Origin of the sequence: Photorhabdus sp. RM323S, assembly GCF_042879375.1 — a bacterium.
GTDB classification, from domain to species: Bacteria; Pseudomonadota; Gammaproteobacteria; order Enterobacterales; family Enterobacteriaceae; genus Photorhabdus; species Photorhabdus tasmaniensis.
Window position 1 is genome coordinate 117,162 of sequence record NZ_JBHFKZ010000006.1, and the last position, 19,295, is coordinate 136,456.

The window sequence follows — 19,295 nt, forward strand, 5'->3', positions numbered from 1 at the left end:
TCACTATGTGTGGAATTGGTGGTGTTTTTAATACAGAAAACAAGCTTATCGATGATATAGAGAATAAGCTACATACTATAATGTCAAAAATATCTCATCGGGGTGATTCATCTCGCTTTAATGAAAAAATTGTCAGAAATCACTTTTCAATCGCCACAAACAGGCTTGCTATTGTTGAACGTGACTCAGCATATCAACCTATTTCAAATCAGGAACATGATCTCCATCTTGTGCTGAATGGTCAGATTTATAATTATAAGTCTCTTCGGAATGAATTAATTGAACAGGGTTATCAATTTAAAAATGGCGGAGATGCTGAAGTTGTACTGATTGCTTATATTTGCTATGGAAAATCATTTATTAAAAAATTGGACGGAATGTTTAGTTTTATTCTATTTGACAATAAGAATAATAAATTCTTACTAGGCAGAGATCATGTTGGTATAAAGCCGCTATATTACACGTATAAAGAGGGTAATTGGTATGTAGCGTCAGAAATAAAATCATTGATTGGATTCTTCTCGGAAATTAAACCTGTTGAACCTGGTTCAATTTTCGATGGTTTTACCAGTGAGAAGTATATTCACTATGATTCAACTATCTTAGCAAGCAGCGATAATTTCAAACAAGCAAAAGAGAAAGTCTACTCACTTTTAGATAATGCCGTCAGAAAAAGAGTTGATACAGACCTACCCGTGTCAATTATGTTTAGCGGAGGTATAGACAGCACCATCGTGCTCTATCTCGCCAAAAAATATCACCACGATGTTACAGCAATTTCATTTGGTTTACCCGGCTCAAAGGACATTGAAATCGCCCAAAGATATTGTTCTGAAAATAATATAAAACATATTATATATACTTTTACCCAGGAAGAATTAATAAATAATATCCAGGATTCAGTTTATTATGGTGAATTTTTCGAACAAATTGATGCGATTGACTCAACTATTGCTCATTTTGGTTACTATATTGCTAATCGCCTTGGTTTTAAAATTGCTTTATGTGGAGAAGGCAGCGATGAAATTTTTGCCGGCTATGATTTATTTAAAACGCATACAGATCCCTATAATCTCTCTCTCTATCGATTAAATAACCTGCACAGGACTGATTTACAAAGAGTTGATCGGGCAAGCATGAGAAATACCGTTGAAGCAAGAGTGCCATTTATGGACTCAGCACTGGTTCCTTATGTTTTAAGCTTGGATTTTTCTTACAAATTAAATAGCGGAGTGGAAAAATATATTTTACGTGAAGCATTCAGAGGAAAAATACCCGAATATATTATTGACCGGCCAAAAATAAGAATGCCGGATGGTAGCGGTGTAAAAAATACAATCATTGATTATGTTAAGGAGATTAAATGCTATCTGCCAAAGAACATTATTAACAATCTTAATTCTATTGGGTTAACCGATCAAAGTTCACTTTATTTTGCTGAAAAATATCTCTCTTTTGGCTATCCATTGCCGAAGCAACGTTTCAAAGAATCCGGTAAAGATTTCTCAGAATCTGGTTACTTTAATTTCATATCATAACGTTATCACTGCATTTATTGCTGCATTGTTCATCCTGCTAACAATGCAGCTATTTTAAGATAGAATATATGTATTTTAATTTTCACTATTTAAAATTCAATATTATTGCCCAAAGATCTGCAATCAATAACTTTAACCTGTTTATTCTTTGACATAATTATCTCTTTCTCATTCAAGTTTTTAATAGCCCGATTTAATTGTCTAACTGAAACACCGAGAATAGCAGCTAAATTTTCTCTTTTTTCTAATACAAAGAGAGCTCCCTTTTTCTTCGCATTATAATAAAGTAACAAAGCCACCATCATTTACATAAATCTTGGAGCGGCCTCGAAGAAATTGACAAAAAACACCTTAATTTGACTTAAAAAGCATTTTCTTGACATATTTTCCACATTTTCTTCATCTTTTAGCCTATCCTCACTGGCTAAACTAATAGAATACGATTAAACCGCTATTGCAGTCGGCATAATCAAGCAACATTTTGCATTTGAGAGCGCATGTCGAAAAAATGAATAAAAATAATAAACGCCGTATCCTCCTTTTCCGTGCAACACTGGCCGCTGTTGCCATCGTTGCCGCTATATTTGTCTGGCACCAATTTAATATGCCTTCAGTCTCTCAACAACCTGACGCATCTAATCCATCCTCTGGTTCAAAACATCCTCCTTTACCCCCTGTTCAGGTTGCTACCGCTAAAGAACAGGCAGTACCCCGCTTTCTGACCGGGCTTGGCACCATTCAGGCCGCCAATACCGCCATTGTGACCAGCCGGGTTGAAGGTCAGCTTATGGCTCTGCACTTTCAGGAAGGTCAACAGATTAAACAAGGTGATTTATTGGCAGAAATTGATCCTCGTCCTTTTCAGGTTCAGTTAGCACAAGCTAAAGGTCAACTTGCCAAAGATGAGGCAATACTGGCAAATGCTCGTCAGGATCTCAGCCGCTACCAGAAACTGGCAAATACTAAACTGATTTCCCAACAAGAAATGGATAATCAGCGTGCACTTGTCCGCCAACATGAAGCCAGTCTGAAAGTTGATCAATCCGCAATTGACAGTGCCAAGCTGCAACTCACTTACAGCCGTATTACTGCGCCTATTTCCGGTCGGGTGGGTCTGAAACAGATAGATGTCGGGAATTTTATCACCAGTGGCAACAATTCTCCTATTGTTGTTATCACACAAACCGATCCCGCGGATGTGCTGTTTTCATTGCCCGAAAACGATATCAATGCCGTCTTGCAAGCTCAGAAAGCGAATCATGATGTCGTTGTCAGCGCATGGGATCGCGACAACCGGCAACAACTTGCCGAAGGAAAATTGCTGAGTATTGATAATCAAATCAATGCCGCTACCGGCACCATTAAGCTGAAAGCCCGTTTTGCCAATCAAGATGACATTCTGTTCCCGAATCAGTTCGTTAATATCCGAATTAAAGTTGATACGCTGAAAAACGCAGTGGTGATCCCAAACGCTGCTCTGCAAATGGGAAATGAAGGGAATTTTGTCTGGATATTGGATAAAGATAATAAAGTCAACAAACATCTGGTTTCAGTCCAATTGCAGGATACACAACGGGTTGTTATCAACAATGGCCTGACGGCGGGTGATAAAGTGGTAACTGATGGTATCGATCGCCTGACAGATGGCGCTAAGGTGGATATTGTCACACCAATGGCAAATAAGATTCAGCCGCAAAAACACAGCAAAACGGAGAATTCCTGATGCAGGTAAGCTCCCAAATTCCAGGCGGCGGACCATCGCGCCTGTTTATTCTGCGCCCCGTTGCCACCACACTGTTCATGATGGCGATCCTATTAGCGGGGATTATCGGCTATCGCATGTTACCGGTGTCTGCGCTGCCGGAAGTAGACTATCCCACCATTCAGGTTGTCACACTCTACCCCGGCGCAAGCCCTGACGTGATGACCTCCGCAGTCACCGCACCATTGGAACGCCAGCTTGGACAAATGTCCGGTCTTAAACAGATGGCCTCCCAAAGTTCAGGCGGAGCTTCCGTTATCACATTACAATTTCAACTGACTTTGCCATTAGATGTCGCCGAGCAGGAAGTGCAGGCAGCCATTAACGCCGCCAGTAACTTATTACCCAATGACCTGCCCTATCCTCCCATTTACAGCAAAGTCAATCCCGCAGATCCCCCTATTCTAACGCTGGCAATCACCTCCGATGCAATGCCGATGACACAGATTCAAGATATGGTGGAAACCCGGATCGCACAGAAAATCTCACAGGTCAATGGGGTTGGATTAGTGACACTGGCCGGTGGTCAGCGCCCGGCAATCAGAGTGAAGCTGAATGCTCAGGCTGTCGCCGCACAGGGATTGGACAGCGAAACTCTCCGTACCGCTATCAACAATGCCAACGTCAACTCCGCCAAAGGCAGCCTTGATGGCCCGACTCGTTCTGTCACGCTTTCGACCAACGATCAAATGAAATCAGTAGATGATTACCGCAAACTGATCGTTGCCTATAAAAATGGGGCACCGGTGCGGTTACAAGATATCGCCACCATTGAACAAGAGGCCGAAAACACCAAACTGGGCGCATGGGCAAATAACAAACAGGCAATTGTGATTAATGTCCAGCGCCAGCCGGGTGTTAACGTGATTGAAACCACCGATAATATTCGTCAGATATTGCCGGAACTCATCAGTAGTTTACCGAAATCTGTCGATATGAAAATTTTGACCGACCGCACCACAACGATTCGCGCCTCAGTAAAAGATGTTCAGTTTGAGCTGTTACTGGCGATTGCACTGGTTGTTATGGTGATTTACCTGTTTTTACGCAACGGCATCGCAACACTTATCCCAAGTATCGCTGTTCCTCTTTCACTGATCGGCACATTCGCCGTGATGTATTTCTGCGGTTTTTCCGTTAATAACCTGACACTAATGGCGCTCACCATTGCCACCGGTTTTGTGGTGGATGACGCCATTGTGGTCATTGAGAATATCTCCCGCTATATAGAACAAGGGGAGAAACCGATGGCAGCCGCGTTGAAAGGCGCAGGTGAAATCGGTTTTACCATTATCTCCCTGACTTTCTCCTTGATCGCAGTGCTGATCCCGCTGCTTTTTATGGGCGATATCGTTGGCCGCCTTTTCCGTGAGTTTGCGATTACCCTGGCCGTGGCCATTCTGATTTCAGCGGTTGTCTCACTGACATTGACACCCATGATGTGCGCCAGAATGCTCAAACCAGAATCAAAGGTAAAACACAACCGTTTTGAGCAGGCCAGTGAACGCTTTTTTGATCGGATAATTGCCGGTTATGCCGTATGGCTGAAAAAAGCGCTGAACCATCCGTGGATCACACTTAGCGTCGCTTTAAGCACCCTGGCTCTGACTACCCTGCTTTATCTCATTATTCCAAAAGGATTTTTCCCATTGCAAGATAACGGGCTGATTCAGGGAACACTGGAAGTGCCACAATCAATTTCCTTTGCGGCAATGGTGGATAAACAGCGGCAAGTTTCATCCTTATTGTTGCAAGACCCGGCAATAGAAAATATCACCACATTTGTCGGCATTGATGGCAGCAACCCAACACTGAATAACGGCCGGTTACAAATCACACTAAAACCTCTCAATCAGCGTGATGATAGAATCGCCGAAATTATTCCACGTTTGCAGGAAAAAATTGCGTCTATACCCGGAGTAAAACTCTATCTGCAACCTATGCAGGACCTGACGATTGATACTCAGGTTACACGCACCCAATATCAATTTACAGTACAGGCGACTTCCCTGGATGAATTGGGTATTTGGGTACCCAAATTACTGACTGAACTGAAACAGAGATCAGCATTGGTTGATGTCAGCAGTGACTGGCAAGATCAAGGGCCGATTGCCTATGTCAAAGTAGACAGAGATACCGCCAGCCGATTAGGCATTTCAATGGCAGCCGTAGATAACGCACTCTACAACGCATTCGGCCAAAGGCTAATTTCAACCATTTATACTCAGGCTAATCAGTATCGGGTTGTACTGGAACATGATGTGAAATCGACTCCAGGGCTGGCAGCATTTGATAACATCCGTCTCAGCGGAACTGACGGCAATATTGTGCCACTCCGGGCTATCGCCACTGTTGAACAAAGATTTGGACCACTGGCAATTAACCATCTGGCGCAATTCCCCGCTGCGACATTCTCTTTCAACGTTGCCGAAAACGCTTCTCTTGAACAGGCCGTCAATGCTGTTCGTGATGCCGTGCAATTGATCAACATGCCCAAAGACATAACCCCCCAGTTTCAGGGAGCAACACTGGCATTTGAAAGCGCGCTGGGTAATACATTGTGGCTGATCGCAGCTGCTGTCATCGCTATGTATATCGTGTTGGGGATCCTGTATGAAAGTTTTATCCATCCGGTGACAATTCTCTCCACTTTGCCGACCGCAGGAGTCGGTGCACTGCTGGCACTGATGATGGCAGGTCACGAACTGGATGTTATTGCGATCATCGGCATTATCTTGCTGATAGGTATTGTGAAAAAAAATGCCATCATGATGATCGATTTTGCACTGGCGGCAGAACGCGAGCAGGGATTATCCCCTTACGAAGCGATTTATCAGGCATGTTTATTGCGTTTTCGTCCGATTCTGATGACCACAATGGCAGCATTGCTTGGCGCACTGCCATTGATGCTCAGTACCGGTGCAGGTGCCGAATTACGCCGCCCTCTGGGTGTCTGTATGGTGGGTGGGCTGATGATGAGCCAGATCCTGACGCTGTTTACCACCCCGGTGATCTATTTACTGTTCGATCGGCTGGCACACTATCGCCGTAACCGCATGTTCTCAGCATCAGATATTTCATCCATTGATCATCAGGAGCCGCGGTGAAATTTTTTGCGCTATTTATCCAACGTCCGGTTGCCACCACACTATTAAGTTTAGCCATAACCCTGTGCGGAATATTGGGATTTACCCTGTTACCGGTTTCTCCTTTGCCACAAGTGGATTTTCCGGTGATCTCCGTCTATGCCTCATTACCGGGTGCCTCACCGGAGACAATGGCCTCATCTGTCGCGACCCCGCTGGAACGTGCCTTAGGCCGAATTCCCGGTGTTAATGAAATGACATCCAGCAGCTCCCTTGGCAATACCGATATCATACTTGAATTTGACCTGAGCCGTGATATTAACAGCGCGGCACGGGATGTACAGGCAGCACTGAATGCGGCTCAAAATATGTTGCCTTCCGGTATGCCTGGCAGGCCGGGTTATTACAAAGTAAATCCGTCCGACGCACCGATTATGATCCTGACACTGACTTCTGATACCTATAATCAGGGGCAGCTTTATGATTTTGCGTCTACTCAACTGGCACAGAAAATTGCACAAGTTGAAGGCGTCAGTGAAGTCTCTGTTGGCGGCAGTTCATTACCCGCAGTAAGAGTTGAATTGAATCCCAGCGCGCTGTTTCATCAAGGTGTTTCTCTGGATGCAGTACGCAAAGCCATCAGCAATGCCAATGTCCGCCGTCCACAGGGCTATGTGGATTCAGAGCAACAACGCTGGCAAGTTCAAACAAACGATGAACTGAAAACCGCCGAAAGCTATCGTCCGATAATCGTTCACTATAATAACGGCTCACCGGTGCGATTGCAGGATGTCGCAGATGTAAAAGATTCGGTGCAAAATGTCAGAGCAGCCGGTATGTCTGGAGGTGAACCGGCTATTTTGCTGATCATTCGCCGTGAAGCCGGCGCGAATATTATCGCTACGGTAAACCGTATTCGAGAACAATTACCGGCATTACGTGGATCCATTCCTGCCTCTATTCAGCTTAAAGTGGCTCAGGATCGCACACCGACTATTCGCGCTTCACTGTCTGAGGTAGAACGGGCGCTGGTGATTGCTATCGGGCTGGTGATCTTGGTGGTATTTCTGTTTTTGCGTTCTGGCCGGGCAACGTTGATCCCGGCAATTGCGGTCCCCGTTTCACTCATTGGAACGTTTACCGCCATGTATCTGTGCGGTTTCAGTCTGAACAACCTTTCCCTGATGGCTCTGACGATTGCGACGGGATTTGTGGTGGATGATGCGATTGTGGTACTGGAAAATATTTCCCGCCACCTTGAAGCCGGTATCAAACCGATGCAAGCCGCACTGCGCGGTGTCCGGGAAGTGGGCTTTACCGTCCTTGCTATGAGTATTTCGCTGGTTGCCGTTTTTATCCCACTTCTGCTAATGGATGGGCTGGTTGGCCGGTTATTCCGTGAATTTGCCATTACCTTAACCACATCAATCGGTATCTCATTGCTGATTTCTTTGACACTAACGCCGATGATGTGCGCTCATTTGCTGAAACCTCAACTGCCCAAAGCACAGAAAAGAATCCGTGGTTTCGGTAAAGTGCTGCTGAAAATTCAACAAGGTTATGGGCGCTCCCTGATGTGGGTACTGAACCATAGCCGTTGGGTATTGTTAATCCTGGCGGGTATCATTGCCCTGAATATTTGGCTCTATATCAACATCCCAAAAACTTTCTTCCCGGAGCAGGACACTGGCCGATTGTTGGGGTTTGTCCGGGCAGATCAAAGTATCTCTTTTCAGTCTATGCGTGAAAAAATGAAAAATTTTATGCAGATAATTGATGCCGATCCTGCGATAGACAGCGTTATCGGTTTCACTGGTGGGGGACGAGTCAATAATGGCTTTATGTTTATCTCTCTGAGACCATTGAAAGAACGCTCAGACAGTGCCGAACAGGTTATTTCACGCCTGAGAATCAAGCTTGCCAATGAGCCAGGGGCAAACCTGTTTCTCATTCCAGTACAAGATGTCAGGGCTGGTGGTCGCCAGTCTAATGCCAGCTACCAATTTACCTTGCTGGCAGATGATCTCAATGATCTCCGCAAATGGGAACCCATTATCCGTAAAGCATTAGGGCAACTGCCCCAACTGACCGATGTGAATTCCGATAAAGAAGATAAAGGGGCTGAAATGGCAATAATCTATGATCGCGACACCATGTCGCGGTTGGGAATTAACGTCAATGAAGCAAATAGCATGCTGAATAATGCTTTTGGTCAGCGGCAAATATCCACTATTTATCAGCCACTCAATCAGTACAAAGTTGTCATGGAAGTTGCACCGGAATATACGCAGGATGTCAGCGCACTGGAAAAAATGTTTGTGATAAATAATCAAGGAAAAGCGATTCCCCTCTCCTATTTTGCCCACTGGCAACCGGCTAACGCGCCGCTAAGTGTGAATCATGAGGGGCTTTCTGCTGCTTCAACCATTTCTTTCAATGTACCAACAGGTTATACCCTGTCCGATGCTATCAATGCGATTGAAAGAACCATGACCGGGCTGGGTGTGCCCTCAACGGTTCGCGGCACTTTCGCCGGCACCGCCCAAATTTTTCAGGAAACCCTGAAATCACAATTATTCCTGATCCTGGCGGCCATTATGACGGTCTATCTGGTACTGGGGATACTGTATGAAAGTTATCTCCATCCATTGACCATTCTTTCTACTCTGCCTTCTGCCGGGATTGGTGCCCTGCTGGCGCTGGAGTTGTTCGACACACCATTCAGCCTGATAGCGTTAATCGGCATCATGTTGTTGATTGGTATCGTGAAAAAAAATGCCATCATTATGGTGGATTTTGCTATTGAAACTCAGCGTAACGGTAATATCTGCGCCCGTGACGCGATATTCCAGGCCAGCCTGTTACGTTTCCGCCCAATTCTGATGACCACACTGGCCGCCTTGTTTGGTGCTCTGCCACTGGTTTTAGGCAGTGGCGATGGAGCGGAATTACGCCAGCCATTGGGGATAACCATCGTTGGCGGCTTGGTCATGAGCCAACTTTTAACACTCTATACCACACCGGTTGTCTATCTCTGTTTTGATCGGCTGAGGGAGAAATGGCAACAACGGCGTGCCATCAAACAAATGGCAGGGCAACGATGAAACTGGGCATCAGCGGTAAGCTATTTATGGCTATCTTTGCCACATGTATGCTGGTACTTATTACCATGCATTGGGGTGTAAGAAGTAGCTTCCAGCATGGTTTTATGGGTTATATAAAACAAAATATCCAATTACGCACCTCTATGCTGGCTGAAGCACTGGCTGAACAATATCAACAATATAGTAGCTGGAAATTCTTAAAGAAAAATGACCGGGTCATTTTTCAAATCATTCGTTCCATTGAACAAACCAGTGAAAGCCGCCAGGGTCCGCCGCCCCGTGGCTGGCGAACTCAATTTTGGGTAGTGGACAATGAGATGAAACTGCTGGTCGGTCATGAAGGTAAAATTCCGGAAGATACCTATCGCAAACCGATCATCTATAATGACCAAGTTGTTGGCTGGGTCATTGTCAGTGCATCAGACAAAATTACCCGTCAGGCAGATATCAGTTTTGATCGCCAGCAACAACTGACAAGCTGGATAATTGCCAGCTTGTCTACTTTGCTGGCCATTGTCGCCACATTATTATTATCCCGCGGCATGTTAAAACCCGTTAAGCGTCTGGTCGAAGGGACACATAAACTGGCGTCGGGCGATTTCAGTGTCCGGGTGACACCATCAAGTAAAGATGAAATCGGTCAGCTTGCCCACAATTTTAACCAGCTCGCCAGTACACTGGAAAAAAATGAGCAGATGCGCCGCGATTATATGGCCGATATTTCCCATGAACTGCGCACTCCCCTTTCCATCTTGCGTGGTGAACTGGAAGCCTTACAGGATGGCGTTCATAAACCAACACCCGAAACACTGAATTCGTTATTGGCGGAGATCACCACATTGACCAAACTGGTTGATGATCTACACCAGCTCTCTTTATCAGATCGCGGAGCACTGGCATACCGGAAAGAATTTATTAATATCAGTGAATTAATTCAAACAGCTATCGCATCTTGCCGTGGGCGCTTCTTTGATAAGCACATTCAGATAGATGTTAAATTACCGGAAACTATCATGATGTTTGCTGATCCAGGCAGATTGACTCAGCTTTTTCATAATTTGCTGGAAAACAGTCTTCGCTATACCACTGATAATGGAAAACTGACTATTGAAGGACATTCTGACGATAATCGTTTTATATTGCACTGGCAGGACAGCGAGCCGGGCCTGTTACCCGAACAATACCAACGGGTTTTTGAACGATTCTACCGCAGTGAATCCTCACGAAACCGTGCCAGTGGTGGCTCAGGGCTTGGGTTGGCTATTTGCTATAACATCGTTGAAGCACATAGCGGTACCATCTGTGCGGAACCCTCGCCTTTAGGTGGCCTGAGAATTATCGTAGAATTGCCGCTAATTGAGTCTCCTGACAGCGAAACATTATGAGTACGGAATTTGACCATTATACGGTTCTGATTGTTGAAGATGAGCCAAAGCTCGGCCAGTTGCTGGTTGATTACCTGCGCGCGGCGGATTACGAAACTCAATGGCTGTTGCGTGGCGATCAAGTTGTTCCCCACGTACAGCAACATAATCCAGATATTATTTTATTGGATCTGATGCTGCCAGGTTGTGATGGTATCTCTGTCTGCCGAGAAATCCGCCGCTTCTCTGACGTACCGATTATTATGGTTACCGCCAAAACGGAAGAAATTGACCGTTTATTGGGGCTGGAAATCGGCGCAGATGATTACATTTGTAAACCTTACAGCCCGCGTGAAATTGTCGCACGGGTTAAAGCCATGCTTCGCCGCTGTTACCGGCCACAAGATATTGTCAGACAAAGTGATCTGCACATTGACGAAGCCTGCTTCCAAGCGCGTTACTGCGATAAAATACTGGATTTGACGCCGGTTGAATTCCGGTTATTAAAAACGATGGCGAGTCGTCCAGGGCAAGTGTTTTCCCGCGATCAATTACTGAATAATCTGTATGACGATCACCGGATCGTGACAGACCGTACTATTGATAGCCATATTAAAAACCTGCGCCGTAAACTGGAGCAATTGGACAATGATAAAACGTTCATTCGTTCCATTTATGGGCTGGGTTACCGATGGGAAACGGATATCTGCCGTTTGTTATAACTGTCACACTTTAACCGAATTAAATTTCTTTCAACCTTTCGCCGGTCAGAAATTCAGCTATATTAAAAATACTTACCTATAATTGGAGGAATTTCTTATGGCTGTAGGCTATTATGATCTGAAAAGAACAAAAAACAAGCAGTATTACTTTAATTTAAAAGCATCGAACGGTGACGTTATCCTCACCAGTGAAATGTACACCACAAAGGCAGCGGCGAATAAAGGGATCCGTTCTGTCCAGGCAAACTCACCGGCAGAAAAAAACTTCGAAATCAGGGAACACAAGTCTGGCAAGCATTATTTCGTGCTGAAAGCCAGGAACTATCAAGTCATCGGCATCAGCGAATCTTTCGATAATGAAACCATTGCCAAACAGGGCCTTCAGTCTGCGATTAAAAATGGCTCCAGTGAAAATGTCCGGGATTTGACAAAGTCAGAGTGATATTTTTTCATCATAAACTGCACCTTATCATTTGAAATCAATATTCAACTGATAAGGTGCATCTTCATCGACCAACAGAATTGAGCACTTCGAGCTAATAAATTTGTATCCTCAACAAATTAAGCGTTAGAATCCTCCGCCTTACCCTCACTTTTTGTAGTGAAAATTGCCACTGAACTCAGACCGAGAATTTTTTAACCATGTTGACTCCAGAATTACTTTCCCCTGCCGGTTCGCTGAAAAATATGCGTTATGCTTTTGCTTATGGCGCGGATGCAGTCTATGCCGGTCAACCACGTTATAGCCTGCGTGTTCGCAATAATGAATTCAATCACGAAAATCTGGCACTAGGCATTAAAGAAGCACATGAACTTGGCAAACGTTTTTACGTTGTGGTTAATATTGCACCGCACAATGCCAAACTGAAAACCTTTATCCGTGATCTAAAACCTGTGGTTGAAATGGGGCCTGATGCGCTAATTATGTCCGATCCCGGACTTATTATGCTGGTTCGTGAAGCTTTTCCCGCAATGGAAATTCATCTTTCCGTTCAGGCTAACGCGGTTAACTGGGCAACAGTCAAATTCTGGCAAAAAATGGGACTGACCAGAGTCATTCTCTCCCGTGAACTTTCTCTGGATGAAATTAACGAGATCCGCCGGCATGTTCCCGAGATGGAGCTGGAAGTTTTCGTACATGGTGCACTATGCATGGCCTATTCCGGTCGCTGCCTGTTATCCGGTTATATTAATAAACGTGATCCAAATCAAGGAACATGTACTAATGCCTGTCGCTGGGAATACCATGTTCAAGAAGGCAAAGAAGATGATATTGGTAATATTGTGCATAGGCATGAACCTATACCGGCAAAAAATATCGAGCCGACACTGGGAGAAGGCGCACCAACAAATAAAGTATTTATGTTTGAAGAAGCGAAACGTCCAGGCGAATATATGTCGGCTTTTGAAGATGAACATGGTACTTATATCATGAACTCCAAGGACTTACGCGCAATTGAGCATGTTGAGCGATTAACTAAAATGGGCGTTCACTCTTTGAAAATCGAAGGACGAACAAAATCTTTCTATTACTGCGCCCGTACAGCACTAGTTTATCGCAGAGCCATTGATGATGCTGTCGCAGGAAAACCGTTTGATCCAACTCTGCTGACAACGCTGGCAGGACTTGCTCACCGTGGATATACCGAAGGTTTTTTGCGCCGCCATACCCATGATGCCTACCAGACTTATGAATACGGCCATTCGATATCCGATACCCAACAATTTGTCGGTGAGTTTACAGGGAAACGAGTCAACGGATTGGCTGAAGTTGTGGTCAAGAATAAATTCATGGTTGGAAACAGCCTCGAATTAATGACACCATCAGGTAATATCCAGTTTACACTAGAGGCAATGCAGGATAAAAAAGGCCAACCAATGGAAGTTGCTCCTGGAGATGGGTATATTGTCTATTTACCAATCCCTAAACAAATTGATATTAATTACGCCTTATTAATACGCAATCTAAATGGTATTAGTTCTCAATATGCTCAACCGAATCGAGACGCAGACAAATAATCACCAATATACCATTCTAGTGATGATATATTTCTTTTTTTAGAAACAGATCACATCAATACTATTTTATTTACCGTAGTATTGTTGGTGAAAAATAAAAAACTAAAAAATTTTTACAGTAAGACTAGGAACCACCTCCTTGGCCGGCTCAATCTCCCTTGAGCTGGCCTTTTCTTTTTCTCTCCAATAAATAAAATCAATAAGTTACGAGTTTCATTTACATGATTAATTAAATAGATAAACTTAACTATTAAATTAATAAACCTTTATATTAATATGTTTCTTGTACTCTATGCATTAATAAGAAAATATTTCTATTTATTGAAATATCACACTATCTAAAGGAATTTAATTAAGATTTTTCACTGTTCAATAATTTACGAAACCCATCATGTTTAGAGCAAATATTATACGAATTGATAGAATTAATCAGGTGAAAATTATGAAAATAGATAATTACAATTTATTTATTATTAAAACTATTAGTTCAACATTTACCTCACTCTTCTGGTTATCAACACTGAACGGCTTCTGACTTCTGTTTCATATAGACATAATATTAACAAGGGTAAAATAACAAACATCGACCAAAAGCCGAACAATGCCGCACATCCCATATCTCACTAGAGAGTAAAAAATATCATCTGGCAATAAGCATTCCACCTTATCGATCAAACGCGACATCTTCTATCAACAGGTCAACAATTTGACAAAACACCGTTTGCAAACGAGCAATCAAGAAAGAAACGTCACAGGAGAAATGTTTTTTACCAATGGAAAAAAGCCAAATATCGCTATTTGCAATAAAAAACCATGAAGAATTTTCTATCTGTGAAAAAATCAAATTATATTTATATGTATTTCAATTAGTTAATTAATTGATAAATATAGTCTGAAACTAAAAATTTAGCAAAATGATTATCTCACTCTATAATCATTTTCATGAGAGGATAAATAACCACATTGATTGTCGCTTACAGGATGATATATATTTTAAAACCGTGACAGCCCAAAGTCTTATTTACCCTATATAATCAAGTAAAATAAATCATCAAAATAAAAACTTAAAAATATTAACATCTAACCTGATAAAGTTCATTAAAATAATATCATGATATATTGTATTTTTGTACACATTTCATGTAACCAATGAATTTATTATGCAAATGCACAATACAATAATATTAATTACATAGTTTAATATCTTTTACATAGGTATTAGGCGACATCCAAGATATTCTTTCACATACTAAATAACGCTCACTCTTTAATTTATAATCCTCATAGAAAGATATGGGAAAACTTAGAGAAATTGCAAAGAAAGCTATCACAGCCGAATATTTCACATAGGTGTCATGATATTTAGGACAGCGGCCAGTTATATTAACAAAAATAACAGAAACCATAAGATAGGTAATAAAAGGAAAAGAAAAAAATATAATAAAAATACTACTTGAGAATATTATTTCATCATCCACTTTAACTAAAGAAATTAAATTTCCTCCTATCAAGAAGAAAGCATATGACGCTAAAACAGAAAAAGTAAAGACAATAATTATATGTATAATCTTTTTTTATTTTCCATAACGCCCCCAGTTATAAAGAAATTGATTAAAATTAGCTTCTGGAGATCTTGGTTTTCTATCTATTTCTTTTTTGATTAAATTAATCACGGCAATTACGCTAGCGCCTGTCAAAAACAAGGTTGAAATAGCAATTACCAAATCCTATGAATATAACGAAAAATTTATATAAATTATGAGGATATATAACCAAATATATAAAGCTATTACACTTTCCCCTATATCACTTGCAAGCATAGCCACGTCGCTGTTACGTTAAATACCGACCCTTTTCAAGTAATAAACTTCGCTTTTAAAGCCGACCTGAAGCGATCCACTACCACTTCCCTCCTAATATAGCTTGTTATTCTGAAAAGGATAAATGACAATCAAAAACATCTTTTAAGAATTGGAGGTAAGACATGACTGATATCGCTAAGTTGTTAGGTAAAGATGCAGACAGTTTATTACAGCATCGTTGTAGTACCATTCCGAGTGAAAATCTTTATCTACCAGGCTCCGATTTTGTTGACCGTATCATGATCGACAATAATCGGCCAAATACAGTTCTGCGCTCCATGCAAGCACTGTTAAATCATGGTCGCCTTGCAGGCACGGGCTATTTGTCTATTTTGCCGGTGGATCAAGGCGTAGAACATTCTGCTGCCGCTTCCTTTGCCGCGAACCCTCTCTATTTTGATCCGAAAAATATTGTTGAACTGGCTATTGAAGCAGGCTGTAACTGCGTCGCCTCCACTTATGGTGTATTATCCGCCGTTTCCCGTCGTTATGCTCATAAAATCCCGTTTCTGGTTAAGCTGAACCACAATGAAACATTGAGTTACCCTGCTCAATATGATCAAACTCTATATGCCAGAGTTGAACAGGCATTTGATATGGGTGCTGTAGCCGTTGGCGCAACCATTTACTTTGGCTCTGCTGAATCACGTCGTCAAATTGAGGAAGTCTCAGCGGCTTTTGAACGAGCGCATCAATTTGGCATGGTCACGGTATTGTGGGCCTACCTGCGTAACCCCGCCTTCAAAAAAGAGGGCGTGGATTATCACGCCAGCGCGGATTTAACCGGTCAGGCTAACCATTTAGCCGCCACTATCGGTGCCGATATTGTTAAACAAAAAATGGCTGAAAATAATGGCGGCTATACTGCCATTGGTTTTGGTCATACCGATAAGCGTGTTTACACCAATTTGACCACCGATCACCCAATCGATCTGGTCCGTTATCAGATAGCTAACTGCTACATGGGTCGTGCCGGCTTGATTAATTCAGGTGGTGCATCCGGTGATAATGATTTGAGTGATTCAGTTCGTACCGCTGTCATTAATAAACGCGCAGGCGGTATGGGGTTAATCCTCGGTCGTAAAGCTTTCAAAAAATCCATGAAAGAGGGTGTTGAACTGATTAACGCGGTTCAAGATGTCTATCTGGATCAGCAAGTAACTATCGCTTAATAAGGCTTGTCATCGGTGATAATGAATAGATCGTGAAGACATTACGCATTTTGAGCCATATTGCTCTCATAGCATAGGCATCTTACCCTTCATGACGCATTATCACCGAATCAAGAAAACACTCTTACCACCACTGATGAAAATGATGTACAGGCCCAATTCCTGTTCCGACATCCAGAGAATCCGCCCGTTCTAATGCCGCCTGGAGGTATGATTTAGCAACAGGCAGCGTTGTCTGCCAATCCCGATAACGTGGACGCAAAGCCGCTAATGCAGCGGAAAGCGTACAGCCTGTACCATGAGTATGACGGGTATTGATTCTGGGAGCCGTGAAACGCCATTCTCCATTCTCCGTAAATAGCCAATCAGGGCTTTCACAGCCGGTAAGGTGTCCGCCTTTAAGTAAAACCGCTTCACATCCCAGTGATAATAATTTCCGTCCTTGTTTTTGCATGTCTGCTTCGGTTTCTGCTACAGAGCATCTCAATATGGTCGCCGCTTCCGGTAAATTCGGCGTCATCAACGAAACCTTCGGTAATAGCCGTTCAACAACCGCAAAAACCGCTTCCGGTGCCAGCAGCGGATCACCACTTTTTGCAATCATCACCGTATCTAATACAACATAAGGTACTGAATAACGGCTTATTGCATCTGCAACGACGGCAACATTGGCCGCATTAGATAACATGCCTATCTTGGCGCTATCGATTCTGATATCTGACAGTACAGACTCAAGCTGGGCAGCAACGAAAGCGGGATCTATGCCATAAACAGATTGCACGCCATGTGTATTTTGTGCGACGAGAGCAGTCATAACTGTTGTGCCATAAGCACCAAGCGCAGAAAAAGTTTTTAGATCAGCTTGAATACCAGCACCACCGCTAGGATCAGTCCCGGCAATTGTCAGTGAATTGATTCTTACCATAGGTACTCCTTCCCACCAGCAAAAGTAAAAGCAGGTATCAGGAAAAAGACACCTTGACTTCCCTACGCTGGCATTATCCAGATCAGGTATTACGGGTTCATCTCAGCTCAGTGAAGAGCACCCCGAGTCAAAACAAAAACACCCTATTAGATAACCAACAGGGTGATATCGGTATGTCATTGTTGCCAATAAAAAACCAATTAAGACAACAAATTTACTTCGTCAATTCAAAATGATTGACAAAAAGAAGTTATGCTGCTGTGACGTTTGCCGCAGAAGGACCTTTCTGACCGTCCTGAATTTCAAACTCAACTTTTTGACCTTCTGCCAAAGTTTTAAAACCTTCACTCTGAATAGCGCTAAAATGTACAAACACATCTTTGCTGCCATCAGCGGGAGTAATAAAACCAAAACCTTTAGATTCGTTGAACCACTTTACAGTACCAGTGATTTTTGCCATTTTAAGAATTTCCTTTGGATCACTTAATTCTAATTCGCCGTTCGGCGCAACATAAAAACCAGAGCGAGTTGCTGCTATTAGCTGCTATTAACAGAACCATATAACAGAACCGTACCTCGTTTACTCGAACGATTTATCACATATTCTTAATATGATGGCAAGCCATTTTTTATCAGCTATGGAGCTAACGCACATATTTAAAATTCTTAACAACAATTATTGTTTAACATAACCGCAAAAATTTGAAAATCCAAGGTTATCCTAATTAGCTTGCAGTTTATCCACTCAACAAAATCCCAAATCATATAAATAATTTTAATTTATTTTGCCTGTCTTATTATTAGAATCTTTATATCTATGGTATGTCTACAGGCGCGAACCACCACTCTTTGAGTGAAAGAAAGAGTCAACACATTTCCCAATATTCGTCAGTCCAAATATCAGTATTAAATATACTCATTTAATACATATAACATCTTAATATTAATTTCTCGTTTAAGTTTTATTGAAAATAGCAAGAGTAGAATCCTTGAATTTAGATGTTTGTCATATTTTTCGTGATGCAAAGGATCTTCCCAATTTATGTCGCCGGGGAATTGGAGCAATAAATAATGAAGTTTGATTTAACCGCAGCCTGTGCCCTATCAGTAACTTTTTTCATCTCATCTGAGACAGTGTTTGCAACAACGGCAAATACTACCAATCAATCATTAACAACCACGGAATCCCATACACAGACCAGTTATAGCAACAGTTCAGACAGTTTATGGGGAAAATTTAGCAATAATGTTGCTCTCACTTGGGATACCCCCAGCAATGAACTTTATCTGCCGGTAATTACCTGGCATAACAGATTTACCTACGATGAAGAAAAAATTGACAAATATAATGAGCGGCCCTGGGGTTTTGGTTATGGTAAATACCGCTACGACGAAGACAATGACTGGCATTCTCTCTATGCTATGGCTTTTATGGATTCTCATAACCGTTTGGAACCCATCATTGGTTATGGGTTTCAGAAAATGTGGATACCCGGTGATTTAGATGGCTTCCGAATGGGTATTGGTTTCACTTTAAGTGTCACAGCCCGCCATGATTATTACTATGTCCCTATCCCACTCCCACTACCGCTATTCTCCATAGAATACGATCGGTTATCGTTTCAGGGGACATACATTCCCGGTACATATAATAACGGTAACGTTCTCTTCGCCTGGTTACGCTGGCAATGGTAACCAGATAACAAATACCAGGCTGTAGGTGACATCAGCCTGGTATCCT

At 42.6% G+C, this 19,295-nt stretch carries 14 protein-coding genes and 1 riboswitch; of the genes, 10 read left to right on the forward strand and 4 right to left on the reverse strand.

Features of this window, described 5'->3' with window-relative positions:
• The first annotated feature begins 5 nt into the window (after window positions 1-5).
• A complete protein-coding gene (locus tag ACGF7G_RS04935) occupies window positions 6-1,538 on the forward strand; it encodes an asparagine synthetase B family protein (protein WP_387463913.1) in 1,533 nt (510 codons plus the stop codon).
• Window positions 1,539-1,627: 89 nt separating this feature from the next.
• On the opposite strand, the gene ACGF7G_RS04940 is transcribed toward ACGF7G_RS04935, so the two are convergent.
• Window positions 1,628-1,843 carry a helix-turn-helix domain-containing protein gene (locus ACGF7G_RS04940; protein WP_387463914.1) on the reverse strand — a complete coding sequence of 72 codons (216 nt, stop codon included), beginning with the start codon at window positions 1,841-1,843 and terminating at the stop codon, window positions 1,628-1,630.
• A gap of 203 nt (window positions 1,844-2,046) precedes the next feature.
• Here ACGF7G_RS04940 and ACGF7G_RS04945 point away from each other — a divergent pair, with 203 nt between their 5' ends.
• The 7 genes from ACGF7G_RS04945 to yegQ all read left to right on the forward strand — a co-directional run bounded on the left by ACGF7G_RS04945 (window position 2,047) and on the right by yegQ (window position 13,595).
• Window positions 2,047-3,261, forward strand: coding sequence for an MdtA/MuxA family multidrug efflux RND transporter periplasmic adaptor subunit (locus tag ACGF7G_RS04945; RefSeq protein ID WP_387463916.1), 1,215 nt, complete (start codon window positions 2,047-2,049; stop codon window positions 3,259-3,261).
• Complete coding sequence (locus ACGF7G_RS04950; RefSeq protein WP_387463917.1) at window positions 3,261-6,407, forward strand: MdtB/MuxB family multidrug efflux RND transporter permease subunit; 3,147 nt, start codon at window positions 3,261-3,263, stop codon at window positions 6,405-6,407. The genes ACGF7G_RS04945 and ACGF7G_RS04950 overlap by 1 nt, the downstream gene beginning before the upstream one ends.
• Complete coding sequence (mdtC, locus tag ACGF7G_RS04955) at window positions 6,404-9,490, forward strand: multidrug efflux RND transporter permease subunit MdtC (protein WP_387463918.1); 3,087 nt, start codon at window positions 6,404-6,406, stop codon at window positions 9,488-9,490. Before ACGF7G_RS04950 ends, mdtC begins: the two co-directional genes overlap by 4 nt.
• Complete coding sequence (gene baeS, locus ACGF7G_RS04960; protein ID WP_387463955.1) at window positions 9,487-10,875, forward strand: two-component system sensor histidine kinase BaeS; 1,389 nt, start codon at window positions 9,487-9,489, stop codon at window positions 10,873-10,875. Before mdtC ends, baeS begins: the two co-directional genes overlap by 4 nt.
• A complete protein-coding gene (gene baeR, locus ACGF7G_RS04965; protein ID WP_133812700.1) occupies window positions 10,872-11,576 on the forward strand; it encodes a two-component system response regulator BaeR in 705 nt (234 codons plus the stop codon). The genes baeS and baeR overlap by 4 nt, the downstream gene beginning before the upstream one ends.
• Window positions 11,577-11,673: 97 nt before the next feature.
• On the forward strand, window positions 11,674-12,018 hold the full coding sequence (locus tag ACGF7G_RS04970) for a YegP family protein (protein ID WP_133812699.1): 345 nt from the start codon (window positions 11,674-11,676) through the stop codon (window positions 12,016-12,018).
• Between the two features lie 200 nt (window positions 12,019-12,218).
• A complete protein-coding gene (yegQ, locus tag ACGF7G_RS04975; RefSeq protein WP_387463920.1) occupies window positions 12,219-13,595 on the forward strand; it encodes a tRNA 5-hydroxyuridine modification protein YegQ in 1,377 nt (458 codons plus the stop codon).
• Between the two features lie 1,184 nt (window positions 13,596-14,779).
• On the opposite strand, the gene ACGF7G_RS04980 is transcribed toward yegQ, so the two are convergent.
• Window positions 14,780-15,073: a DUF1240 domain-containing protein gene (locus ACGF7G_RS04980; protein ID WP_387463956.1), complete on the reverse strand. Its 294-nt coding sequence runs from the start codon at window positions 15,071-15,073 to the stop codon at window positions 14,780-14,782.
• Between the two features lie 506 nt (window positions 15,074-15,579).
• Here ACGF7G_RS04980 and fbaB point away from each other — a divergent pair.
• Complete coding sequence (gene fbaB / locus ACGF7G_RS04985) at window positions 15,580-16,629, forward strand: class I fructose-bisphosphate aldolase (RefSeq protein ID WP_387463921.1); 1,050 nt, start codon at window positions 15,580-15,582, stop codon at window positions 16,627-16,629.
• Window positions 16,630-16,753: 124 nt separating this feature from the next.
• Here the strand turns inward: fbaB and thiD are convergent, their stop codons facing one another.
• Together thiD and cspE are read right to left on the reverse strand one after the other, a co-directional pair.
• On the reverse strand, window positions 16,754-17,554 hold the full coding sequence (thiD, locus tag ACGF7G_RS04990; RefSeq protein ID WP_387463923.1) for a bifunctional hydroxymethylpyrimidine kinase/phosphomethylpyrimidine kinase: 801 nt from the start codon (window positions 17,552-17,554) through the stop codon (window positions 16,754-16,756).
• A gap of 42 nt (window positions 17,555-17,596) precedes the next feature.
• Window positions 17,597-17,689, reverse strand: a riboswitch (TPP riboswitch).
• A 115-nt stretch (window positions 17,690-17,804) separates the two neighbouring features.
• Window positions 17,805-18,014 (reverse strand): transcription antiterminator/RNA stability regulator CspE, encoded by a 210-nt coding sequence (gene cspE / locus ACGF7G_RS04995; RefSeq protein WP_011147003.1) that lies wholly within the window; start codon window positions 18,012-18,014, stop codon window positions 17,805-17,807.
• 611 nt (window positions 18,015-18,625) lie between these two features.
• On the opposite strand from cspE, the gene pagP reads away from it, so the two are divergent.
• Complete coding sequence (gene pagP / locus ACGF7G_RS05000; protein WP_387463926.1) at window positions 18,626-19,249, forward strand: lipid IV(A) palmitoyltransferase PagP; 624 nt, start codon at window positions 18,626-18,628, stop codon at window positions 19,247-19,249.
• Window positions 19,250-19,295: the final 46 nt, after the last annotated feature.